Origin of the sequence: Nocardiopsis sediminis (genome assembly GCF_042650565.1) — a bacterium.
Taxonomy (GTDB): Bacteria; Actinomycetota; Actinomycetes; order Streptosporangiales; family Streptosporangiaceae; genus Nocardiopsis_B; species Nocardiopsis_B sediminis.
In genome coordinates, this window is sequence record NZ_JBHSBH010000007.1 from 1 (window position 1) to 26,976 (window position 26,976).

The window sequence follows — 26,976 nt, forward strand, 5'->3', positions numbered from 1 at the left end:
CGTCGGCCGCTTCCTGCGACCGCGCCGGCGCAGGGTCATAGAAACCGTCCACGTCGCTGTCAGAGTCACTCTCGCCATCGTCGTCGCGGGAGTCGTCAAGAGCGTGGTCGTTTCGCAGGTCGTCGGCGGGGCGCGGGTTCTCGTGCGCCGGGGCCACGGCGCGGTCGTCGCCCGTGTCGGACGCAGTGTCCGTTTCGGTCGCCTCGGCCGGGGCCTCCGGCTCGGTGGCCGGACCCCGCGACGTGGTGGCGGCGGGGTTGAGCGCGCTGCTGAACCGTTCGGCGAATCCCTGGCCACCCTGCGGCTCAGGCGCCACAGGGGGTCGCAGATGGTCCCCGGCGCCCGCGGCCGGCTCCGGCAGGGACAAGGTCCGGATTTCGCGCGGCGGCGTGGACGCCCGCGTCTCGGGAGTGGGGGCGGCGTCGGCCCCGGGTCCAGCCGGGGCGTGGTCGTCGGTGGCGGCGGAGCGGGTGGTGGCCGGGGCTTGGGTGGTCGCCTGGCGCGCAGGCGTGGTGGCGTCGCTGACGGTCGGCGCCTCGGTGCTCTCGGTCCGCATCGGTGGCGCGGCGTCGAGGTCGCGCGGCCCGGGGCCGCGGGATCCGCGGCCGCCCCGTCCGCCGAAGCCGTCGCCGGACGCACCGCTCCCCCCGTTCCCAGAGCCGCGCCCACCGCCGAGACCGTCCCGTTCGAAGGTGACCCGGCGCCCGCCGCCGGCCCCGCTGCCCTCGCCGCCTGGGCCGCCTGGGCCGCCTGGGCCGCCTGGGCCGCCGCCGGGAGTATCGTCGGTCCCTCCGGCGGTACCGGTGGCCGGCAGGGCTCCGCCGGTGAACGCGGCGACCGCCGTGTTCTGGGCGGTCAGCCAGTCGCTGAACGCCTGGTTGTAGTCGGCGCCGCGGCGCTCCACGGTCGTCTCGATCCGCCGGTAGGCGCGGAACGCGTCGCTGTCGGCGGGCTGCCCCTTGGCCTCGTGCGCGGCCCACCACAGGTCGCGGCGCGCCTTGAGGTAATCCGACTCGGCCTCTGCCAGCGCCTGCTGCTTCACTGCGACGTCGTCCACGGCCCCGGCGGCTGCTTCCACCTGTTGGCCGTCGAGGATGCCCAGCCGTACGGCGACGTCCTGGGAGACCCATGCCGTGACCTTGGCCCGCGTCTGGCCGAGGTGCGGCCGGGAATCGGCGCGGATTCCTCCGAGCCCGGCGATGGCGCCGGGGGCGTGTTTGGCGGCGATCGCCCAGTCGGAGTCGAACTCCACCAGGTACAGCGGCCCCGTGTAGAGCCCGAGGCCTTGGTGGAGCGGTCTGGGCGCGACGGTTTCGTCGTGCGATCCGCCGCTGTGCGAGGTCCGGTTCACCTCGCCGGTGTTCCACTGGGTGGCCGAGGGGGGCTCACCGGACCCGCTGGTGGTGCTGTCGGCCAGGGCGACGCCTCCGGTGGCGCTCACTCCGCCGCTGTGATCAAAGCCGGTGGTGCTCGCCGCGCCCTGGATCTCGTCGTCGGTGATGTTTCCGGTCGGCGCCACGTACAGGACACGCGCCGAGCCGTAGTCGGGGCGGACCGACAGGCCCCAAGACGTCTTGGAGATGTCGTCGAAGCTGATGCCCCCGCTGGTGTTCGCGCTGATGAAGTGGGAGGGCAGGACGGAGGCGCCGAGTTCCTGTTTGACGGCGTCGGAGCGCGGGTTCAGGCCGAGCTTGCGGATGGCGTGGTCGCGTGCGGCGGCGATCCCCGCGTCGGTGTAGCGGCCGTCGCGGATGTCGTTGCTGCCGGGCTGCCAGCCCCTGGCCGCGGCGAACACGGTGTAGGCGAGGTCGAGGACCTTCCCGCCGCCGTCCTCGATCGCCACCGGGAGCACGAGGTCGCCGCTGTTCGGGGAACCGGGCTCCGGATCGGTGCCGGTCGCGGGCTCCGGCGAGGTCGAACCGCTCTGGGTCGCGGCGTGCTTCCACCGGGTCAGCGCGGCCTCGGGGGTGGCGGCGTCGGCGTCGGGCGCGGTGGCCCCGGGGTGGCGCCCGCCCTGCGGCGGTTCCGATCCATCACCGCGGCCATCGGCGGCGCCCGCGGGTGGGGTGGGGCCGAAGTGAAGGTAGGCGGCCGGGTAAAGGTTCTGCACCCGCCCGCCGTCGCCGCTGGCGGTGATCCCCTCGGTGCGCACCTGCCGGGACAGCTCCACCTTCGGGCTGAGGCCGTCTCCCACCACCTCCAGGGTCAGGGTGAGGTCGCTTTCGGTGCCCAGGCGGGCAAACGGGCCGGGCGCGAACAGGGCGATCACGCGCTTCCTCGCGTCGGTGGTGGCCCCTGTGGTGGAGTCCGACGAGCCGAGGGTGGTGTCGTGGGGGGTGGCGGCCGTGGACAGCACGGCGGGGGAGGCGGTCTGGGTGTGGTGGTCGCCGGCGTCGGGGTTGGTGGGGCCGCTGTTGGGCACGATCGTCCCGAATCCGCCAACGCCCCTGGTCGTCAGCGTCCCGCGGGTGTCGGCGGTCGTGGTGGAGACGGTCCACGAGCGCGTCTCGCGGAACTCGCTCTGGCCCCCGATGTAGCCGACGTCGGGTTCGCCCTGGCGGGTGGTCGCCCCGATGTGGATGACCGCGGCGATCGTGGGCGGCTCCACCGGGGTTTTCGGGAAGCCGGTCCGGTTGATGATGGGGCGGATGTTGACCGGGACCGGGACGCCGGAGCCGGGGTTCTTGGCCAGGCGGGAGTTGAGGGTGTGGTTGAGGCGGTTGCGGCTCTCGCCGGTCAGCTCCAGGCCCTCCTCCCGGAGCTTGGTCTCGAGGTCGGCCACCGCCGCCTCGGGGTCGACGGGGCGCAGGGTGTCGCCGTTGGCGGCCAGGCCGGGGCGCGCGTCGACGGGGTGGGAGATCGGGGGGAGGGCGCGGGTGGTCAGGCGGCTGGTGCCGTCGGTTCCGGCGAAGGCGTCCAGCACGAGGCCGTTGGCGATGGCGTCCCAGGCGTGGGTGAAGCCGGCGAACAACTCGTCCATCCGCATCTGCCACCCGGCGTAGAGGGGCGAGCGGTAGAACGTCCCCACAGCGTCCAGTTCCCGGGCGATCTCGGCCGACTGGCGGATGAGCCCCGACCCCTGGATCAGGTAGGAGGAGTCCGCCTTGTGGACGAAGGTGGTGCGGATGCTGTAGTTGTGGGCGGCCGTGATCGAGCGGGAGCTGAGCACCCAGCGTCGTCCCGCACTGGGCCCGGTGTAGAGCGTGGGCGCACCGGCGTCGCCGCGCATGGAGCCGGGGTCGGCGTCGGGCGGGTTGGTGTTGCCGGACGGGAGGAAGGCGCCGCCCAGCACCGCCTGCCAGGTCCGCGTCCTGCCGTGGTTGAGGGCGCTCTTGGTGGTGCCCTCGAAGTACATCACCAGGTCCACGGGCACCGCGGTCAGCGACTCCACCACGCTGTCGGTGACCACGGTGGGGCGGATGGTGTGGGGCGACCAGATGCCGCCGTCGAACTCGGGGCGGCTGACGATCCCGTTGACGAGGTGGTTGGCGAGGTTCTCCTGGGAGAGCACGTTCTCGAAGAACTGCCGGCCCGCTTCGCTCTCGCCGGTGAAGTGGTCGTACTTGCGCAGGTAGAAGTCGCGCAGGCCGAAGTAGCGGGCGTCGCCGAACTCCGCGGAGAACATGCGGCGGTTGAGGTCGAGCAGGGACGGCTGCGCGGGCACCTGCTGCCCGTCCTCGGTGGTGCGGGCGGGCGTCTCGCCTCCGGTGCCCACCCAGGCGATGAACACCGCCCCGTCCAGCAGGTGGTTGAGGGAGCTGGGGTTCGCGGGCGCGGTCGAGGCATTGGCGCTCCGCGCGTCCTCGCCACCGCCGGTCTCTCCCTCCTCTGCCTCTTCGCGGATCGGCGCGAGCCGCTGCGCCTGTCGGCGGCCGGTGATGATGGCGCGAGCCTGGTCGGAGGTGAGCTGCTCGTAGCCCGCGCCGTGCCGGTCACCGGTGGTGAATCCGGGGTCGCCGTCCGGCTCCGGGCGCGCGCCGGTGCCGTGGCCGCCGTCGATGGTGAGGGCGGTGACGCCGGCGGGGAACGGCCGGGCCAGGCGCGGTGTGGAGACCTCCATGCGGGCCTGGATCCCCTCGTCCAGGACCTCGCCCCGGTCACGCAGCACCTCGGAGCCGTGGTAGCGCTGGGAGTCGTCGATCTTCGCATAGAGCGTGATGTCGCTGAACCACGTGTCGGTCGCGCCGGTGAACAGCAGGAACGCGTTGGTTCCGAACCCGGTGGCGATCCCCTGGCCGGTGGTGAAGCTGCCGCCGAGCGCTGCGCGCAGCTGTTGCTGGAACCCTCCACCCGAGGGTGCCCCGGACGCGTCCGGCTCCCCCTCGCCCGCGAAGGAGCCCACGAACCGCGCGGCGAGGTTGTGGGAGTCGCCGGACCCGTGGGAGGACCCGCGCTGTGAGGCGCCGATCATGAAGACGCCGGTCTTCCGGTCGCTGGTCCCGCTGTGCTGGAACGCGCCGACGTCGGCGAAGAGCCGCACCGTGACCTGTTCGGGGCGGACGAACTTCTTTCCGCTGCGGAACAGGTCGCCGGCGTCCACACTGGCCGTCTCCAGCAGGTGGACGGGAAGACCGTCATGGGTGAGCTTGGCCAGATTTCCCTTGAGGACGGCTTGTGCGACCGCGGTGCGGATGCGGTGGGTGTTCTCCAGGGCGGTGGCGTAGTCCCGCCGGAACGGACGGTGCTCGCGGCCCACGAGCGAGGACGGACCGCCGGGCCGGTCGGCGAAGTCGGACTCGGTCCGCGACGTCTCCGGGACGACCAGCCCGGGGTAGCGCTGGGCGGTCGCCTGCACGAAGCGGTCGCCGAGCCATTGGGTGAACGGGGTACCCCGCGCGGGGACGGGAGCGGCGCCGTGCCTCTCGCCGTCGCGCGCGCCTTCGGCGTCGTTCGTGCCTGCGGCGCCGGTGGCGTCCTCGCGCTCGGCGGCCTGACCGCCGGACGCGTCCTCGCGCTCCGTGGCGGGGCCGCCGGTGAAGAAGGGGGAACCGTCCGGGTAGGTGAACGACCGCAGCACGGCGAAGTGGAAGTTCTTGGGGTGGGGACCGCGCAGGTGCGGGAAGGGCGGCTCTTCCGGGACGGAGGTGTCAGCGGGTCTCGCCACGGTTCCCGTCTCGGTGCGGGTCTCGGGGGCGGAGGTGTCGGCCGTCTTCAGCAGCCGGGCGTCCTCGGCGGCGAAGAGCTCGTAGGTCGTCCCGGTGAACACCGTGGGCTCAGGGTCGCCGCTGAACTGGGCGTAGTAGGTCCGCGTCACCTCATAGAGCACCGTGTCGGGAGCACCCCACATCAGTGAGTAGCGCCCGGCGTCGTCCTGGCGCGTGTCGTGGACCTGCCGCGTGATCTTGCGGTAGGCGTACTCCACGACCGCGGGCGCGAACCGGAAGATGCGGTCGCTGATGCGGAAATCGGCGCCGCCGCCGAAGAGCAGGCTCCAGAACGACGTCTTGCCCGTGGTCTGTGAGGTCGAGGCGTCCACCCGGCTCAGATTGGAGAACTCGGCCGTCTTCGGCGGGGTGGGCAGCAGCCGGTACGACGTCGGCGAGGATGTGAGGCGCAACCGCCGGTGCTGGCCGGCGGCGTCGACGAAGGGCAGGTCGGCGTAACCGGTCGACATGGCGTTCAGGTTGCCCTTGATGAGGTCGCCGCGGAGGCCCTGAAGGGTGGTCTCGTTGTGCCGGGTGAACTTCGCCGAGGGCTTCGGGGGCTGTTTGACCAGGCGGTTGCGCCCCGAGGCGTCGCGGGACGGGCTGGGGCGGCCCTTCGCGGCGGCCGAGGAGTATCCCAGCAGGCGGTCCCGGGCCCAGTCCGCAAGGCTGATCCGCCCCTGCGGCGCGGGCGCAACGACATCGCCGACGTGGACGGGGAAGCTGCGGTCGATCGCCCGGGAACCGGGCCCGGGCACCCCTGCCGCGTCGGCGGCCCGCGGGTCGGCGAGGGTGATCCGCTCGGGGGCGTCCGGCGGGTTGGTGCCCGGCCCGCCGGGGAGGAACAGCCGTACCGGGAGTTGCCACGAGAGGGTGTGCGCCGCGGCCCGCCCCTGCTCGGTGTCGTCGATCCGCGCACCGTTCTGGTTCTGCGTTGGCGGCATACCACCGGGCGTGCTGGGGGCCGGGTCGCCGGTCCGGGCTGCCGGGGCCTGGCCGGTCTCCACCGGAGCGTGCGGCGGCGTCGCCGGTGGCGGGGTGAGCGTCAGGGTGACGGGCAGGTCGGCGTCGTAGGGCTCGGGCGGCCCGGCGAGCTCGGTGTAGGCGAAGTCGCCGCTGGTGCCGCTCGCCGTCAGCGTGCTGGTGCGCACGCGGTAGCCGAGCCCGCCGCGGAAGGTCAGGCGGGCGCCGGCCATGTCCAGTTCGGGCACACCGGGGCCGATGGGGGCGATGTAGAACGGGGTGACGAGGATACCCAGTGAGAATGACTTGCTGCCGCCGTGGCCGCCACCGAAGTTGTAGGCATGGGCGGGGTCGCCATCGCCCCGCGAGAACTGAGGCTGGGGGCGGCGCGTAGGCGGCGGCAGCTCGGAAACAGAGGAGACGTGGCGGTACTCGGCGTCGGGGTCGACGCGCAACCGCACCGTCCACTCCCCCCCGGGCCCTTGCACCGTGGCTGCGAACCCGCGCTCGCCGAAGAACGGCTGGATGTCCCGCTGCGCCTGGGCGCGGACCTGGTCCAGGATGTCGGCGCGCATCCGTGGGGTCAGCTCCGGCATGGTGCTGCCGTTGATGCGGTCCGCGAGTTGGGGCAGCAGCCCGGTGATGTCCACGGGGTGAGTGCCGAACCAGGACGACAGCAGCGTCCACCCCAGCCGCCCCGTCGCGGGGAACACGTCGCGGGCGAGGTCGTCGGCGCGCAGCGCGGCGGCCAGCGCCTTCTGGTACGCGGTCTCGGCGACCTGTCCGGCTGCGCCCGCACTGTGCTCGGCGGCGTCGGCGAGGTGGCGCGCGTCGTCGGCCGCGACCGCGGCGTTGACTGCGGCGGCCTGCGCCTGCGACTGGGCGTTGTCGGCGTCGACTGCGTCCTGCTCGGCCTGGTGCAGGCGGTGCCGCGCGCCGTCGGCCGCCTCGCGCGCCCTGTCCGCGGTGTCCCGGGCCGCCGCGGCGTCGTCCTGAGCCCGGTCGGCGGTCTCCCGCGCGGCGTCGGCGGCGCCGATGAGTTCGGTCGCCTGGTCGAAGACGGTTTCGGACTCGGTGCGGAGGCGGCCGACGTCATCGGGCGTGATGCCCGAGCGCTCCCACAGCTCCGCGGCGCGCAGGGCGGCCTGCTCAGCGGCACCGGACCGGGTGGCCGCCTGTTCGCGCAGGCCGGCCGCCTGCCCAGTGGCCTCAGCGATGGCGGCTTCGAGGCCGGTGATGCGCGCGCCGCGATCGGGTGTGCCCGGTGGGGACTGCGCGTCCGCGGACTCCTCCCCCGGGGATTGCGTCCGCAGGTCCGACAGTTCCAGTCGCAGCCGCTGCGCGTCCTCGTCGATCCGGTCGGCCCGGAAGTTCAGGTCGTCGGCGTCGGCGCGGGCCTGCTCGGCCTCGGAGTCGAAGCGCTGGGCGTCGGCGGCGGTGTCGAGGATGTCCTCCAGTTCCGCTGCGCGCTGCCGGGCCGCGGCGTAGGCGCCGTCGGCCTCGGTCCGCAGTCGGTCGGCGTGGGCGTCGGCGGCATCGGCCGCCTCCTGCAAGCGGTCCGCCTCGGCCTCGGCAGCGTCTGCGGTGGTTTCCAGCTCATCCGCGCGGTCGACCGCGTCCGACGCCGCCTGGTCGGCCTCCTGAAACGCCCTGCGCCGCTGCAGCACCGCGGCGCGGGCCTGCTCAGCCGCGGCGGTCACCTGCCGCTCACGCTCGTGGGCGGCCTCGGCCGCGTCGTCCAGCCGCCGGGCCTCGGCCCGCAGCCGCGCCGCCTCCTCGCCGGCATCGGCGGCCACATCGCTCAGCCGTATGGCCTCGGCGCGCGCCAGGTTCGCCCCGCCGCGGGCCTCGGCCGCCCGATCGGCGGGGTCGTTGTGCCGCTGCGGAGCGTGGAGGGGATCGGCGCTCTCCGGGCGGGTGGACCGGGGACGGGGTGGCGGGGCGCCGCCGTCGACGCCCGTGCCGCCGGAGCGTGAAGAACCCGGCGTTGCACCGCCCATGCGCTGGGGAACGGGCCGCTCCCCCGCGTCCGTCATCGGCTCCCCCGGGGCAGCCGGGGCCGGCGGGCCGGCCGGCGATTCCACGCCTCGCGTCGTGCCGGCGCCGTCGACCGCCGCCGCGTGCATGACGTCGCGGGTGGGGTCTCCCTCGCCGTCGGCCTGAGCGGGCGGGGTGGTTCCGGCCGGCCGCGGGGTCTCCTGTGCCTGCGGGGCGCGCGGCGGGGCGTCGGGCAGGACGGTGTCGGGCCCGTGCTCAGCGGATCCGGCCCCGGCCGCCGCGGCGCCCGACCCCGCCATAGCGTCGGGGAGCACGGCAGGATCGGCGGAGGCCGTGGGCGGGTCCTGCTGGTCGCCATCCCCATCGCCCCTGGCATGGCTCGGCCTGAACTCCGCCGAAGGGCGCTGGAGAGGGGCCCCAAGGGGGGCGGGCGCTCCCGTTGCCTGAGAGGGCCCTTGCTTCGCCTGGGCGGGAGCTGCCGCGGATGTCGCGGACAGGGGCACTCCCAGCTTCCCCAACTCGTTCAGCGCCGTGTCCAGGAGGCCCTGGGCCTTCCAGACCCGCACCTCGGTCTCCCGCTGTTCTGCGGTCATCCGGACCGGGGGATGCCCCGGTTCGCCCATCGTGGAGCCCCGTGGCCGATCGCCGTGCACGCGCTGGTCGTACCCGGCCATGAGGACGGACAGGGCGACCCTTTCCCGCAAAGACTGCGGGAGAGAGCCCGCCAGCCCTCTGAGGACCGAATTCTGCGGCAAGCGACGCAGCAGGTCGTCGGCGAGTGGTGCGGTCTTCGTTGTGGGCAGGGAACCGACCCATGCAGAGCCTTCCACTTTGAGCCCGGCGGAGTCGAGCGCGCGGAGCGCGGGGAGCAGATCACCGCCGTCCTTCCACTTCTCCATCCGGGCCTGGATGGCGGCGGCCGGGACTTTGTGCCCTTGTGTGCCGGTAATACCGACGTACCAGCCGCGCCGCCACCGCAAGACCTCCAGGCCCACGGCGAACATCGCTCGCTTGAGAGCAGGATCATCCGACCCGGACAGCAGGCGACCGATCTGGGCCTGGACGTCATCGGGCAGTGCGTCGAGCTGCACCACGGCCGGTATGCGGACCCCCATCCGGTCGATGGACTCCAGCGCCCGCGCCAGCCGGCCCTGGGCCTTCCAGTCGTCGATCACGGTTTGGATCCGGCCACGGGCCTTCGCGGCTCGGTCATCGGCGGCGATGACGGCCGCTTCGGCACGGGCCTGTTTGGCACGGTCGACCGCGTTGCGTGCGACCTTCTCGGCTTTGGCGGCCCGGTCATCGGCGGCGTCGGCGACTCTGTCGTCACCCTTGGCACGAGCGGTGGCGGCGCGGGCCCTCTCACTGGTGGCCGCGGTGCGCGCATTGGCGGCAACGGTCATCTCCTTACGGACCGTGGCGCGCGCCGCGAAATCGCCGTGCGCGATGAGCGTGTCCGCCACCCGCTCGCCGTCCCAGCCCCGAAGCATCTGATCGACGGCCGTTCCAAAGATGTAGAGGGTCGCACTTGCCTGCTTCTGGTCGTTGACATGGCCGGGTTCGAGGATCCGGACGATGTCGAGGTGGTTCTCCGGGGCCAAGTCGGCGACCCGCACCGCCGGTGAGTAATCCGATGTGCCGTGGTTGATCACTGAGGTGAAGTCATCGGCGTACTTGGTCCGGAAGAAGGGATCTTCGACCGTCCTGAACCGCCCTCCGATGAACGCATCCGTCCGATTCGACATAAGGCCGAAGTCAAGGCGCACGGAGTTGGTGGAGGGGTCCCAGCGGAAGACCGACCTCTTGTCCGGGTATTCGTCAGTCCCGGCCAGCCAGTGCCAGAGCTCATGAAGCAACGACTCCACCGGGAACGCGTCGTCCCACTGGGTCATGGAAATCTGGTTCGGCAGGTCCTCTTTCCGTGCGGCGTCGTCGGAGTGGCTCACGATGGGGCGGGCGTGGGCCTCCCCCGGGGGCGCGCTCTCGTCGAGGATCTCAAGGTTGAAGTGGAGCTGGTCGCCGGTTCCGGGCAGCGGGTCGGTGCCGGACACCGTGGCCTTCTTGCCCCCCAGATCATTGGGGTCGGGCTGGCTCCCCTTGCCGAACAGCGTCTCGAACAGCCGTGCGTCGAGCCGGTGCACCACGCGGCCGTTCTTGTGCACGACGCTGCCATCCGCGCGCAGCCGGAGCTTGCCGTTGAACATCTCGTCGTGTGCCTTGGCGAGCTCCTTGAGAAGAGAGGTGAATTGTGCCTTCGTCATACTCGGGTGGCGGGTGGGTTGCAGGCGAAGGGTCGCCTTCAGAATGTGGGTCGGGGCGCCCTTCCCGGCCCTCTTGCGGTACCTCTCCGGGATATCCACCCGCTGCCACTCGAACCTGCGCCAAGCCATCCACTTTGGCTCCATGTCGGCTCGGATGAACGTCGGCACACCCAAGGACTCGTCCTGGTGCACCACCGACCCCGGGTCCTTGATAGCGCCCTGGGCGTCGTAGTCGACGGGGCCCAGCGGCCGGGCCGCGCGGGCCGTCCTCTTGATCTCGGTGTAATCAGCGCTCGCATGCGCGCCCACCTGGTGGACCTGCGCGCGCGCCTGTGCGGCCTTCCACTCGTCCCTGCCCGCGCCCCGCCACTTCGACGGGTTTCCCACCACCGTGACCTTGTGGTCCGTGAGAGGGGCCTCGCCCTGGGGATCGGCCCATTTCCGCGACGGACGCGGCTCCGTCAAGATCTCGATCCGGTTCAGGGCCGGCCGGGTCACGTAGGGCCGATCCATACCCCGCGCCGGGTTCCCGTCCAGCAGCAGGAGCTGGCGCAGCACCTCGCCCATTCCCTCGACAGAGCCGAAGGGCGACGAGCCCGCCCCGGCAGAGGGCGCCGGAGACCAGGTGAGGGTGGCGTGGGCTTGGTTGCTCGGGGCGGAGGGCCTTACCAGGTCGACGTACACCACAAGCTGGTCACCGCTGCGCGGCAGGGTGTACATGCGGGCGAACCGACCCTCGACGAAGGACTTCACCCGAGAAGAGGCCACAAGTGCGCTCGTCTCGTCCACTCCGTCGCCTGCGCGCACGCGCAACTTCAGCACGACGATCCGGAAGGAGCCGGGACCGCCCCGACGATCTGCACCGTCCTCACGGAAGACATCGGTGGAGGCGTACAGGAAGGCCCGGTTGTCGATCACCACCTCCGCGCGCATCCGGCCGCTGGGGGTATTCACCTCGACGGTCAGCGGCGGAGCATCATCCGGCCGCTTGAGGGCCTCGATGAGGTGGCGCGAGACCGTGCGGACCTTCCTCTGCGGATCGGGGTCCCCCTTCTGCTTCCTCCTCTCCTCGCTCTCGTTGAAGCTGGGCAGGACCATTTTGACGGGCGCGGCGTCCCCGATCCGCTTCAGCGTCCTCTTCGCCACGAACGACTGCCCCGCGCCCCGCACCGGGTCGGGGTCCAGCAGCCCCAAGCGGCCCAACAGGTCGCCGGCACCCTGTCCATCGAAGCCGGGCAGGGACCCATCGGCCCCCGGCGATACGTAATGCCACGTGAGGGTGGCGTGATCCCTCTTACCGGGTTCCCCCCCCACCACGGTCACCTGCAACTGGTCGCCGCTGCGCGCAAGAACGTGCTTGCGGTTGATCCCTGACTCGATGACCTGCTTCAGCTTCGCGTTGGCCGCCTGCACGGCGGCCGTGGACACGTCACCGGCGGCTTCTCCTGCCTCCATCCCCAGCCGCAGCGCGAACTCGCGGACGTAGCGCACACCGCCCTTGCCCTTGCCATCGGGGACCGCGTCCACCGAGAACTCGTAGAAGGGAAGGTTGACCTTCACGTCCGCGCGCATCATGCCATTGCCGGTGTCGACGTAGATACTCAACGGCGAACGCGCGTTCTCGGGCCACTCGAAGAAGGGAAAGGAGATGAAGCTCCTTTTCTCCTTCTCCTCGGTCAGCACCGACTGCTGCGGATCGTAGGCCGGCAGATCCTTGTGGACCGGTGCGGGGGCCTCGAGCCGTTGCAGCGTCTGCTGTGCCACGATGAACTTCCCGCCCTGCTCGGGATCGGGGTCCAGCAGCCCCTCACGGCGCAGAAGTTCCCTGATCCCCTGGCCGTCGACGCCGGGCTGGGATCCATCGGCCCCGGGCCGCACGGGATGCCAGGTGAGGGTGGCATGCGGCTCGCCGGACTTCGCCCCCTCCACGGTCAGATGCACCTGGTCACCGCTGTACGGGAAGATGTACTGGCGGTTGTACAGCGAATCGATGTGCTGCGTCAGCTTCTCTGTGGCCGCGTTCACGGCGGCCGTGTACTCGGGGGTGAGGGCTTGCCCCGGCTGCATGTTCAACCGCAGCTTGACCTGGCGGACACGGCGGGCCTTGCCCTTCCCATCGGGGGCCTCGACCACGGAGGACTCGACGAACGGCCGGTGAACCTCCACATCCGCCCGCATGCGGCCATGAGCGGTATCGACGTACACGCGCAACGGCGAGAGCGCGTCCGTGAGCGGCTCGACGAAGGGAAGCGGGACGACCTCCTCGGATATCGTCTTTCCCTTCTTCAGATCGAGGACCGGCAGATCCTTGTGCACCGGGGCCGGAACCAGCCTTCGCCTGCCCGCACCGCCGGAGTCCGGCGAGGAAGGCGAGCCCGAGCCGGGCTCGGGGGCATCGGGGAGGCTTCCAGCGTCGTCGTCGGCGTCGTCGATGTCCATCGGGTCGCCGGTGGCCTGGGCGGGCATCAGTTGCGGTGCTTCGCTGCGCGACGGCGCCGCTGAGGCGTCCGGCTCCGGCGCGAGGAGCTGGGGGGAATCGCCCCGGTCCGCCGGCGTGGCCCCAGGGTCTCCCGATATCGACGGGGCGCCACCGGCGGCAGGCGCAGCGGGCTTGGGAGCACGCTCCGCCCGGCCATCGTCGGCGCCGCCCTCGGGCCCGGCCGATGGCTCGCCCTGCTCCGTCCGTCCCTGCCTGCTCTCGTCGGCGCGCTGCGCCGGGTTGAGCACATCGCCCCACGCCTGGGACAGGGATACCGGCTCTTGCGCGGGCGGGGTCGGCTCGGCAACGGTGGAGGCCGGCCGGGCGGCTCCCTCTTCCTGCGCCGCGAGTCGGGAGGCTTCCGTCTGCGGCGTGGCGGGCGCGGAGGCGTCAGCGGGCGGGGCCGGAGCGGCACCGCCGCCGCTCGGTTTGGACAGAGGTACACCCGACGCGCGCAAGACATCCTGCGCATCGTCCTGAACACCATTGGCCTCCCATTCGCGCAACTGGGTGACCATCTGGTGCGCGGTGAACCGGACCTCCGGATGCCCGGGGACGGCCAGCCGGCGATCCTGGAAGCGCTCACCATGAAAGGCGCGGTCGTACCTGCGAGCGAAAAGTTCCAAGACGACGCGTTCCAGTACCGGTCGCGCCAGGCCATCGAGGATGGAGTTCGCCTGCGGGCTGCCCGGGGGCAGCAGGGTGTCGATGAGCTGTCGGCGCCGCGCGTCGGGCAGGGCACCGATCCATTCCGCGCCGCCCACCCTCAGTCCATTGGCGTGCAGGACACGGAGCGCTTGGACCGTGACGCCGGTGTCACGCCAGTACTCCAGGTGGGCCTCGATGTCGCGTGCGGGGATGGAGGTCCCCTGGCCGGTGGCCATATCTGTGATCGGGCCACGTCCGTTGGCGTGATCGCGGCCCACGGCGAAGGCGGCGAGCACGGTGGTGCCGTCCGCGGGATCGTTCGCCCCGGACAGGCCGCGAGCAAGTCCGGTCAGCACCGGCAGGGGGAGCGCATCGATAACGGCCGCGGCGCCGACGCCCAGCCCGCTCCGGTCGGCGAGGTCCAGTGCCCGCGCGAGCCGGCCGTCGGTCCTCCAGCCGTCGACCTCGGTGACGAAGGCGGCGAGGGCCTGTGCGGCGCGGTCATCGGCACCGCCGGCCACCGCACGGGCACGGGCCTGTGCGGCACGGTCGTCCGCGTCGCGTGCGGCCCGTTCGAGTTTGGCGGCTCGGGTGTGATTGCCGCGCGCCGTCTCCTCGCGTGCCGCGACGCGCACGTTGGCGGCTGCGGTCATCTCCTCACGAACGGCGACGCGTAGCACGAAATCGCCGAAAGTGATGAGCGCGTCCGCCAACCGCTCACCGTCCCAGCCCCGGTGCGCCCCATCGACGGCCAAGGCGAAGTGGTCGAAGACCGCACGTCGGTCGGTCGATGAGCCGTCAGGGTCGAGGATCCGGGCAATGGCCTTTTGGGCCTCATCGTCCAGGTCGGCGGCCCGCATCGCCGACGAGTGATCCGCAGTGCCGTTAGCCATGACCGAGCCGAACGTGTCGAGCTCGTCGACCCATACGACAGGTGCGCCGGTCTCCCGCCAACGCCCATCTGAGAATTCGGTCCACTCCCCGTTGCGCATGAGGCGCGGGCCTGGGCGTACGGAGTTGCCGTCCGGGTTCGAGCGGAAGACCGACTTCGGGTCCGGGTACTGGTCGGGCAGGCCGAGAAGGTGCGCGATCTCATGGACGGCGACTTTCGGCGTCCAGATGTCGAACCACTCGCCCGTGCGCATGGACGGCACCTGCTCGCTCGAAGAGACATCGGCCGAGTGGTGCAGGGTGATGACGTGATGCACCTGGTCGGCGGGGGTGGTGTCGTCGGCGAGTTCGAGGTTGATGTGCAGCTGGTCACCGGTCCCGGGCTGCGGGCCGGGGCCGAACAACCTCGCCGCGTTGCCGTTCAGGTCGTCGGCATCCCGGTGGCTCCCCTCGCCGAAGAGCGTCGCGAACAGGCTCGGGTCGACCCGGTGCATCACCTTGCCATGGGCGTTCACAACGGTTCCGTCTCCGCGGAGCCGGAACTGGCCGTTCCACAAGGCCTCCATCTCTTCGCGGACCGCCGTGAGATAGGCGTTGTACTGCTCCTTCGTCATCCCCTTGGCGCGGAGGACCCGGGGGCGGTAGGTCATCTCCACGATGTGGGTCGGCCCCCCCGGCTTTCGGTACCGGGCGGGGATCTCGACCCGCCTCCACTCGAACCTCCGGTCGCCCCCCCAACGGAGCAGGTACGGCCGGATGTGCTGCGGCACGCCGGAGGACTCGTCCTTCTCCGTGACCGACGAGGGGTCCTGGGGGTGCTCGTCGGGGCCCACGCGCCGCGCCGGACGGGCCGCCACCTGGATCTCGGGCCACGAGGCGTCCACGTGCAGGCCCACCTGGTGAACCGGGGCGGCCGCCCGCGCGGCCTCCCACTCGGCCTTCCTCTTGCCCCTCCACGTCGACGGGCTCGTCACCACCCCTGTGTGTGCGACATCCGACGCCCGGACATCCTCCCCCCATCGCCGCGACGGCCGCGGCTGCGTCATGGCCTCGATCCGGTCCAGGGTCGGCCGCGCCACATAGGGCTCGTTCACCCCCTGCGCAGGGTCGCCGTCCAGCATCCCCATCCGCAACAGCATCCGCCCGATGCCGCGGGGGCCGGTCGCAGGGGCCGGGGCCGGCGGACCCTGCTCCGCGGACGGCACCGGATACCACTCGAACGTGGCGTGAATGCCCTCGGGCGGGGCGTCGCCCTTCCGGACGGACACCGAGACGTGCATCTGGTCACCGCTGCGCGGAAGGATGTACTGGCGGTTGAACACCCCCTCGACATGCCGCTTCACCACTCCCGTGGCCTCGAGAGCGGCGGTCTCGTCCACGCCGGCCGCTCCGCGGACACGCCAGAGCTGTTTGACGTTGCGGAAGAAGGAGGGGCCGTCCGCGGCACCCGCATCGCCGTCGCGGTGGGCCTCGACCCTGGACCACGCCATGTACCGGTCGCCCAGCGTCACGTCCGCACGCATCCGGCCGTGGCTGGTGTCCACCTCGATGGTCAACGGCCGCGTATCGGCGGCATCAAGGGAACGCACGAAGTGGGTGGAGAACCCGCGTAGCGCCACCGAGGGCTCTTTGCCCTGCGGCTTCTTGCCTGTCGCGTCGAAGTCGGGAAGGTCGCGCCGGATGGGCGCGGCGTCCTTGATCCGCGTCAGCGTCTTTCGCGCCACGAACGACTGCCCCGTGCCCCGCACCGGGTCGGGGTCCAGCAGCGCCGCGCGGCGCAGCAGTTCCACGATTCCCTTGCCGTGGGCGCCTGGCAGGGATCCATCCGCCCCTTGCGATACGGGATGCCAGCTGAGGGTGGCGTGGACCGGCGTGCCGGTTCCCGGCTCCACGACGGACACATGCACATGCACCTGGTCACCGTCGTGCGGAAGGAGGTAGTTGCGGTTGTAGCCCGTCTCGATGTAGCGCGCCAGCTCCGAATTGGCGGCCTGCACAGCGGCCGTGCCCGCGTCGCCGGCTGCCCCGGCCTGCACCTCCACCCGCAGCGCGATGTCGCGGACATAGCGCACACCGCCCTTGCCATCGGGGACCGCGTCCACCGAGAACTCGAAGAACGGATCGTGGACTTGCACGTCGGCCCGCATCCGGCCATGGCCGGTATCGACGTAGATACTCAGCGGCGAACGCGCGTCCTCGAGCGGCTCGACGAAGGGACGGGAGGTGAACTTGCTCTTCTCCTTCTCCTCCTCGGTCAGCAACGACTGCTGCGGATCGTAGGCCGGCAGATCCTTGTGGACCGGTGCGGGGGCCTCAAGCCGCTCCAGCGTCTGCTGTGCCACGATGAACTTCCCGCCCTGGTCGGGATCGGGGTCCAGCAGCCCCTCGCGGCGCAGCAGTTCCCTGATCCCCTGGCCGTCGACGCCGGGCAGGGATCCATCGGCCCCGGGCGACACGTGATGCCAGGCGAGGGTGGCGTGAGAGCTCTCGCCGGACTTCGCTCCCACGATGATGACACGCAGCCGGTCACCGCTGTAGGGAAGGAGGTATTTGCGGTTGTACTCCGAATCGATGGCGCGCGTCAGCTTCCCTGTGGCCGCGTTCACAGCGGCCGTGTACTCGGGGGTGAGGGCTTGCCCCGGCTGCATGTTCAACCGCAGCTTGACCTGGCGGACGCGGTGGACCTCGCCGCTCTCATCGGGGGCCTCGACCACGGAGGACTCGACGAACGGCCGGTGAACCTCCACATCCGCCCGCATCCGGCCGTGCGCGGTATCGACGTACACGCGCAACGGCGAGAGCGCGTCCGTGAGCGGCTCGACGAAGGGAAGCGGGACGACCTCCTCGGACGTCGTCACTCCCTGCGTCAGATCGAGGGCCGGCAGATCCTTGTGCACCGGGGCCGGAACCAGCCTTCGCCTGCCCGCACCGCCGGAGTCCGGCGAGGAAGGCGGGCCCGAGCCAGGCTCGGGGGCATCGGAGAGGAACCCGAGGTCGCCGTCGAGCACTCCCTTCGCCTCCAGGTCGGCGAGGATATCCTTCGCCTCCAGGTCGGCGAAAAGATCGCCGAGATCGTCGCCTTCGGGGGCATCGGGGAGGCTTCCGGCGTCGTCGTCGGCGTGCCGCTCGGCGGTCTGCGCCGCCCGGTGGGCATTCTCGGCGCGCCCTCCGGCGGTGCGCGCATCCACCTCGTCCGAATCGGCGACGGGGGCCGGCTTCGACCTGGGCTGCTCCGCCTGCGCGGGAGCGGCCTCGGCCGGAGCCGCCGACCGTCGGGGCGACGCGGCCGCGGTGGGTGTGGTGTGGTCTGCGGCGGACCCGCCGGCCGCCTGGGCGGCCGGCGGGTTGGGGCCGGTGGGACTGTGATACGCCGGGCCGGGGCGCCGTGGTACACGTGCGGGCAACGGGCCGAACCCGAGTTCGGAGAGCGTGTCCTGAGCACCGCGCCGCGAGGCTTCCCCGTCGCCGTCGCGGTGCGTCGCGGCCTGCGCCGGAACCTCCGTCTCGGCCGGACGGCTCGCTTCGACGTCGGGGCGCGCGTCGCCCGCCGGGTCGCTCTCTCCCCTGTTGGAGGCGTCGACCGGCCGGGCCGGTCCGGGTGCGGAAGGCTGGGGGCCGGGGAGACCATCGGAGAGGTCACCGGTTGCGTCGTGGGTCTCGTTCTCGAGTCCGCCGGTGGAGCTGTGTTGCCCGCCCATGGTGTCAGGCCGTCCGGCACCGCCACCACCGGTGCCACCCCGCCCGGTGCCTCCACCGGGGCTCGACGAAGGCGCAGCCGTGGACGGCCCGCCCTGCCCGCCGGCCGCCCCGGGGGCGGGGGCGTCGTCATCATCGGAGTCGTTGTCGGAGACGCCGTAGAGGTCCTCGACGTCGGAGTCAGTGTCATCGCTGGTGTCGGAGACGTCGCCGGTCGAGATGGTCTCATCTGCTGCGGCGGGGGGCTGGGTGGCCGCTATGCGGGCAATGGCGATGGCATGGGCGAGGTTGTCCGCACCCAAGATCGGGATGATGCCGCTGATCTCGTGGGGGACCGATTCGGGGTCCAGGCCGGTGGCGGCGGCGATCTCCTCGTCGTTGTGCCCCACCGCGAGGGAGTGGACGATCAGCCGCTGGAGCCGGGTCATGCCGGCGCCGTCCCGGACGTGCCTTACCTGCTCGAAGGTCACTGTGGGGGCGGCGCCGCTGTCGGCGGTGACCCACTCGACGCCCGAGAGGTAGTCGACGTAACGGGGGTCGACGATCCAGTTGCCCCGGCGGAACTCGCCGTAGCCATGCTCTCCCGTACCTTCCCCGTACTCCTGGGCCCGGATGTAGGAGACCAGTCTGCGGTCGATCCTTCCGGCCCCCGAAAGCTCCGCAGGGATCAGGTCGGTCCGTGGCGAGGTGTGCATTGCCCCCGTCTGCGGCCGACGCACAGCGTTCGCGAAGCGGTCGCTGGGGTCCATCTCGGAGACCATCTCGGTCAGGAAGCGCGACCTCGGCGGAGCGATGATGAGGTTGTTGTCGAAGCTGCCCATGCGCCACTGGTACTGGGGGGGTGTGGGCAGTTGGGACTCATCGGCCCCGGCCCGCCGCCCCAGCTCGGACAGTCGCCCCCGGACCCGTTCCTGCCCCCCCGGGCCGTTCATCTGCGGGGCGAGCACGGGCACGGAATCGGTGTCCATCGGCGGCAGGGGACGGTTCAGATCGATCGACCCCGGGCCGATGTCGGGGTCGGCGTACATCCCGCCATGGGCGATCAGAGCGTGGTAGCGGACGATGTCCGACTGCACGTCCCACATCTGCCACTGCACGGCGAAGTGGTGGAGGCGACGCGCACCGCCACCGATGCCGAGGACGTCGGCGGGGCTGGTCAAGATCTCCACGGCCGGCCGGCCATCGGCCCCCATCGTGCCCAGCAGGTCGGTGAACAGGTCGGCGTTGCGCCCCATCGCCCAAGGATCGGTCCACAGGCGCACCGTCCAGCCCGCCTCCGCGGCGCGGGTGACCCAGTCGCGCATGTTCTGCGCGCTGGCGGTGGGCACTTTGCGGTGGAACCAGTTCATGTGCAGGATCCGCGGTACCGGCCGGGCACCGTCGCCACCGCCGCCCATGACGACCCGCTGCCGGGGCGGTTCGACGGTACGCAGGTCCGCGGAACGGTTGGCGTCCCTCCCGCCCGGCACCTGTGACGGGTCCAGAAGGCTCGCCTCCAGGTCGGCCCCGGAGATGCCGACCTCGTGCAGATCTTGCTCCATGACCGATCGTCTGTACGCGCGGGCCACCTCGGCCCCGCGGGAGTGCGCCGTATCGGAGACCCCTGCCCGGTTCCCGTGGCCCTGCGCCTCCACGGCAGGCAATTGCGTGTTGTGCACCAGTGCCTGGTAGGCCTCGTCGACGACTCGGCGCTGGGCGAAGGAGGCGATCGCCGACAGGTCACGGTCGCGCAACGTGTCGCTGCCACGCGTGAACGACACCCTGAGCGGTGCGGCGGAAGACTCCGCGCGCCGAGTCGGCGATTCGGATGTGAAGCTCGAGGTAGCGCTCTGGGGGCGCACCTCAGGAGCGCCGGATGGCGGAACGAACCCCGGGGAACCGCCCTGCCCGGTCACGCGCGCAGTCACGGGTACCCGCAGCGCGGGCAGGCGGTCCATCGCACGGTTCAAGACGCCCTGACGGGCCCACTCGTCCAGCTGGACCTGCACCTGGTCCGCGCCCAGCCGCACCTCGGGATGCCCCGCGACGACCACCGCCACCCCGAGATCTCCCGACGGCCGATTGTGCACGATGCGGTCATAGCCCTTGGCGAATATTTCCAGAGCGACACGCTCCAGCGCAGGCCGCGGCATGAACGTCAGCGCTTCGATGACCGAACCGGGCGGCGATCCCTCGAAGGGCAGCAGGTCACCGACGAGCAGACGCCGGTCGGCGTCGGTCAGGGTCCCGATCCATTCACTGCCCGTCACCATCCCCGGCCCGTTGGCGTGGCGCTGGCGAAGCCGTTCCGCTACGCCCATCCGCCGGGCGTCGGGCAGCATGTCCATCATGGCCTGAGGGGAAACGCGCAGCCCGTTCCGGTTGGCGATGGCCAGAGCCTTCCCGAGCCGGCCGTCGCCGCGCCAGCTGTCGATGTCCGCGATCAGCGCGTCGCGGGCCAAGGCGGCCCGATCATCGGCGCCGGAATCGGCCGCGTGCTGACGAGCCTTGTCCGCGAGAACGTCGGCCGCACGGGCCCTCTTCATGAGCTCGGCGGCACGCTCCTCGGCCTCGCGCGCCACCCCGTCGTCGCCGTCGGCACGGGCCTCCTCTGCACGCTCCCTCTCGACGTCGGCGATCGCACGCGCACGATCGGCCATGGCGACCTGCTCATAGATGGCGATGCGCGCCGCGGCGTCCGTGGATGAGATCAACTGCTCGGCGACCCGCTCGATATCCCATCCGCCCAGCAGGTGGTCGGCGACCAGGGCGAAACGGTCGAAAACCTTGCCCAGCCCCCGGGCGTTCGCCGGAAGGCCGGGCGCGAGGGCCTGGGCGATGTCGTCCTTCGCCCCGGCGGGCAGCTCGGCGGCCCGCATCTGCGGTGTGCGGACCGAGGAGCTGTGGTCCATGGCCGAGCCGACCACGTCAAGGTACCTGGTCCGGATGAACGGCTCACGGAACTGCACCATCCGGCCGTCGGACGACGGCTCGTACCAGGAGAGCCCCTCCATGAGGGCCCCATCCTGGTTGCCGGCGTCGTCCCACGAGCGGAAGACGGTTTTCCCATCCCGGTACTCGTCCCCGATTCCGATGAAGTGCCCGGTCTCATGGACCGCCGCGTTCGCCGGATACGCGTCGCTCCAGTGGGACATGTGCATGCGCGGCGGGTTCTGCCCAGGGGCGGGCTCGAAGTGGGAGACGACGGGCCTGGCGTGCACGTCCGCGTCGGGCGTGGTGTCGTCAGCGAATTCGAGGCGGACGTGGAACTGGGCGCCGGTGCCGGGCAGCGAGTCGACGCCGGGCACCTTGATCGGGTTGCCCCCCAGGTCCGGTGCATCGGGGTCGGGCTCGCTCCCCTTGCCGAACAGCGTCTCGAACAGCTTTCCGCTGGGCCGATGGACCACCACGCCGTCCGCGTTGACGAGGCTCCCATCGCCGCGCAGCCGGAACTGGCCGTTCCACTTGGCGTGCACGGCGGCGGCGTAGTCATCGAGATACGCCTCATACGCCTCGACCGTCATGCCCGGGTCGCGGCGTGGCCGGACGCGGAAGGTGATCTCCCGGACAACGGTCGGGCCGCCGTCCGTGCGGTACTCCTCCGGGATATCGATGTCCCGGCAGTCGAACCTGCGCTTGCCCGGGTACTTGTGCTGGGGGCCGATGTCGGCGGCGATGAACCGCTCCGGGTCGCCGGACCGGCGGTCGGGGTTCCGCCTGACCTGCGCCGGGTCGACCTGCCGCCCGTCGGCGTCGAAGTAGGCGAGATTTCCGTCGGCATCGGCGCCGAGCGGGCCACCGTCCTCATCGCGGCGCATCGGACGCGCCGCACGGGCGCTCTTGAAAATGTCGTCATGCGGGGCGTCCACATACCGCCCGCCGACCCGGTGGACCTGCGCACGCGCCCGGGCGGCCTCCCACACCTGCGATTCCATCGCCTGCGGGTCCACCAGCCCGACATGCGCGTGCCGCAACGCGGGAGCATCGCCCTCGGGATCCGGCCGCCTCCTCGGAGGCCGCGGCTCGACCATGATCCCGATCCGGTCCAGCGTCGCCCGCGCCACATACGGCTCGGCCACACCCCGCTTGGGGTCTCCGTCCAGCATCCCGAGCCGACGCAGGAACTCTTTGACCTCACGCCCGGCCGTGCCGGTCGTGGGGGTGGACGCCGACGGTCCGCCCCCGGTACCCCGAGCGAGATCGCCGTCCGGCCGGTGGAGCTTGCTCAGGAACTTCTTGATCCCGCCCCCGAAGGCGGAGGACGACGATCCGCCCGCGACGGGCTGCACCCGATGCCAGGTCACCGAGGCGTGCACACGCTCCGCCGGGTCGGAGTGCCATCGGGCGACCACCTTCACGTCCAGCAGCTCTCCGCTGTGCGGCAGTACGTACTTACCGTTGAACTGCGCCTCGATCTGCCGCTTCAACACCTGGTGAGCCGCGACCGCGCTCTCTTCGTCCGTCCCGTCCCCGTGATAGAGGGCGATGCGCACGTTGATCTTCCGGGCGAAGGACGGACCGTCGGGCGCCCCGCCGCCACGATCGAGTTCGATAACGGAGGACTCGAAGAACCAGTTGTCGATCTTCACCTCACCCCGCATCGGGCCGTGCGGGGTGTTCACCTCGACGGTCAGCGGCGGCGCGTCCGCCGGCGGCTTCAGGGAGTCCACGAACCGGGAGGAGACCTTGCGGACCTCCGGTTTCGACATGCGCCCCCACGGCCCGGGGAGACCCGTGCGGCGCGGCGCGGGATCACTCGGCCGGTGGTTGACGGGCGGCCCGAACACGGGGGGGTCGGACGGGTCCGGCGTCGACGGCGGGGTGGCGGCGGTGGCCTGCGGAGCGGCGCCCTGGTGCGCGGCATCGTCGTCCGCGGAGCGCACGGGCAGGGCCTGCGTCGCACCGCTGCGCGGCGCCATCCCCGGCGCGAAGGGCCGCCCCGGGCCGGGGGATGCGGGCTGCTGGGGCGGCGCCTGCCGCCCACTGGGCTGCGGGGCCGGTTCCGGCGCGATGGCGCCGATCTGGGCGTCGGTGATGGGCACACCCGCCCCTTGGAGAACCCGCAGCGCGCCGGCGAGTCCGCCGTCGTCCTTCCAGGCCATGAGCCGGTCGTAGACCTGCTGCGCGGTGAAGTGGACCGTGGGGTGGCCGGGGACGTCGACGGCGATGTCCCGCGCGAATCTGCCGAGGGCGACCTGGTCGTAGGCCGAGCCGAGAATGTCCAGCATGGTACGTCCGGCCACCGGTGGCGGCAGAGCGCCCAGCCCGGCGCCGGGAGCACCGGACGCCGACGCGGGGGCGACTTCGCTGGGCGGAAGCAGGGTGAGGAGGCCCTGACGCGCCGCGTCGGGCAGGGCGCGGGTCCACTCGTCGCCCATGACCGCGATCGCGTTGTCGTTGAGCACGTGGAGCCCGCCCAGCAGGCGGCCGTCTCGGCGCCACTCCTCCAGCCTGGACTCGGCGTCGAGGGCGCTGATGGCGGGGTGCCCCTGCGCGGCGGGGATGTCACGGATCCGGCCGTCGCCCGATGCGGAATCACGGCCCGCGGCGAACACGGCGAGCGCTTCGGTGACCGCGACCGGGTCGCGGGATCCGGCCAGCCCACTGCCAAGCCGGGCGCGCTCGGCGTCCGGGAGCACGTCGATGACGGCCTGGAAGGGGACATCGATCCCCGACTGGGAGATGAAGAACACCATCTGCGCGAGCCGGCCGTCGTCCCGCCACTTGTCGACGTCGGCGCGGTAGGCGGCGGGGTCGGCGGCGAACCGCTCCACCCGGTCACGGCTCCAGCCGCGGACGTGTTCGTCGGCGGCGAGCGCGAAGTGGGCGAACACCCTGCCGGCATCGGAGGCTCCGGGCGTCAGATACTCCGTGATGAGGGAGGTGTCCTCCGCGGACAGGTCGGCGACCCGCTTGAGCGGCGCCTGAGCCGAAGAGCCGTGGTCGATGACCGAGCCGATGGTGTCGAGATCCCTGGACCGGATCCACGGAACGGCGACCTCGACCATGGTCCCGTCCTCGCCATCACCCACCCAGCCGTGCCCCATGACGCCGGGCCCGGGGCGCACCGCGTCGGCGTCGTCGCCCCAGCGGCGGAACGAGTCGTCCTCGGGGTATTCGTCGAGCAGGCCGAGCTTGTGAAGGGTCTCGTGGACGCGCGACTTCACCGGGTACCCGCGGTCGTACCAGTCCGTCGTGGTCATTCGCTGCTCGGTGTAGGGCAACGACGGGTCGTAGCGGTGCACCGTGATGTGGTCGTGCACCTGGTCGGCGGGGGTGGTGTCGTCGGCGAGTTCGAGACGGATGTGCAGCTGGTCGCCGGTCCCGGCCAGCGGGGCCGAGTCGAACCGGTGGACCACCACACCTTCCGCGTCGACGACGCTCCCGTCCCCGCGGAGCCGGTGCTGGTGGTTCACCATGGAGTCCAGCTCGTCGGCGTACTCCTCGAGATACGCGTCGAACTCCTCGTCCGTCATGCCCGACTCGTCATCGATGCGCGGACGGTAGGTGATCTCCGTTACGTGCGTGGGACCGTCCTCGGTGCGATGCTCGGGCGGGATCTCCAGCCGCCGCCACTCGAACGTGCGGATGTTGGCGAAGTGGTCCAGATGGCCCGCAGGCCGGTCGGACTGCTCGGTCAGGACATCGGCGAAATCCGCGCTCATGTGCGCACCGCCCACGTAGTGGACCTGCGCGTCGGCTCGCGCGTGCTCCCACACCGATGCGTCAACGAGCCCGTCCTCGGCCCGCGTGTACTTCGTCGCGGGCCCGTCGCCCTCCGGGTCGGGGATGCGGCGCTGCGGCCGCGGCTCGACCATGATCGCGATCCGGTCCAGCGTCCGCCGCGCCACATACGGCTCGGCCACACCCTGCGTGGGATCGCCATCCAGCATCCCCAGGCGCCGTAGGACCTCCCCGATCCCCCTGCCGTCGGTGCCGGGCTCGGCCTCGGACGGCGCGGGATGCCAGGTCACGGTGGCATGGACGCTGTCCTGTGGCGCGAAGTACTCCGCCGCGACGACGGTCACATTCAGCTGCTGGCCGCTCGGCAGCACGTACGCGTTGTCGTAGGCCGCCTCGATGCGCCGCTTGAGCTCTTGCGCGGCCGCGGAGACAGTGGCGGCGTCCACACCATTGCCCGGGAAGTGGCGCAACCGCAGCGTCACATTGCGGATGGACGATGGACCGTCGGCGTCGTCGTTGTCGAGCTCGATCGTGGAGGACTCGAAGAAGCGGTTGTCGATCGACACCTGTGCGCGCATCGGCCCGACGTCGATGGTCAGCGGCGGCGCACCCTCGGGCAGCCGGTCGAGGGTCTCCACGAAGTGGCGGGAGAATTTGCGGATCGCCGGCGCCGACTCCGCTCCCCGCACGCCCGGGCCGGGCAGTCCGGTATGCCGCGGCGCAGGGTCGTCGGGCGACCCGGTGGTGCCGGCCACCCACGACCGGCCCGACCCCGATGGCTGGTGCTGCGGCGCGGCGGGGACGTCGGACGCGGGGTTGCGCGGCGCGGAGCCCTGCGAGGACGCCGCCTGCTTGGGCCGGGGGGCCATCCCTGCGGGGAATTGCCCTCTCGAGCTCGACGAAGGCGCAGCCGTGGACGGCCCGCCCTGCTCGCCGGCCGCCCCGGGAGCGGGGGCGTCGTCATCTTCGGAGCCGTCAGAGACGTCGTAGAGGCCCACATCCTCGTCAGAGTCAGAGTCAGAGTCGGCGTCGATGATGATGGGCTCGGGGGCATCTGGTGCGACCCCGGTGGGCTCCTGGCCGCTGTCGGCAGTGCGGGAGACGGCGGCGGCGAATTCGGAGGAAACGGCGCGGACCAAGGCCTCCGCCTCGGCAGTCTTGCCCGCATTCACGGCGAGCAAGATGGGGGTAATGCGCTCGGAGGTCACGGCGCGGGCCACCACACCCGCCGCGGCGCGGTCACTCACCTCCAGGGTTCGGACAATAGCGGAAACGTAGACTCTGATCGCGGATATCTTGTTGGGCGTGCCTTTGCGCGTCCTGACGAGCTCACCGATCTCGCGGAGATCCTGCGTTTCTCCCAGGCGGAGGAAAACCTCGTACCGCACACCGTCGCCCAGATCGTCCAGCTTCTCGGCGGCCCGGGCCATCTGCTCAGCGGTGAGTTCCACAGCCAGGGCCACCCGGTCGGGGGCGCCTTCACCCTCCATGGCGTCGACTGTGGTGAAAGCGCCCTCCCTGTCAAGGGTGAGCCCGCTCTTGCGAGCCTTCTCACCCAATTCCTTCAAGCCCCCCACACCCACACGGGGATACATGGCCCTAAGGCGGTTGCGTACCCTGGCCAGCGGTATTCCGGTTCGCGCGGCAATGTCACCGGCGGTCAGCCGTTGCCCGGCCAGGGCGGCGATCGTCCGGTCGTCGCCCTTAAGGCGCGTGACGGGAATGACGCGGTTGGTGAGGTGAGCAGGATCAGGGGTCAGCCCGCTCTCGCGAGCCTTCTCACCCAATTCCTTCAAGCCCCCCACACCCACACGGGCAAACACGTCTTTAAGGCGATTATAAAGCGTGCGCCGCGGCATTCCGGTTCGCGCGGCAATGTCACCGGCGGTCAGCCGTTCCCCGGCCAAGGCGGCAATCGTCCGGTCCACGCCCTTAAGGCCCGTGACAGAAATGATGGGAGCACCGATGAGGTGAGCAGGATCAGGGGTCAGCCCGCTCTCGCGAGCCTTCTCACCCAATTCCTTGAAGCCCCCCACGCCCACGCGGGGATACATCCTCCTCAATTGGTCTTCGACCGTGCTCAGCTGTGTTCCCGTCCGCGCGGAGATGCCGTTGGCGGTCAGCCCTTCCCCGGCCAAGGCGGCAATCGTCCGGTCCACGCCCTCAAGGCCCGTGACAGAAATGATGGGAGCATCGATGAGGTGGGCAGGATCAGGGGTCAGCCCGCTCTCGC

General features: G+C 71.5%; 1 pseudogene. It reads right to left on the reverse strand.

The window, feature by feature from the left end:
* Window positions 1–26,302: pseudogene (locus tag ACFOVU_RS09160) on the reverse strand (hypothetical protein); the annotation flags it as partial.
* Window positions 26,303–26,976 lie beyond the last annotated feature (674 nt).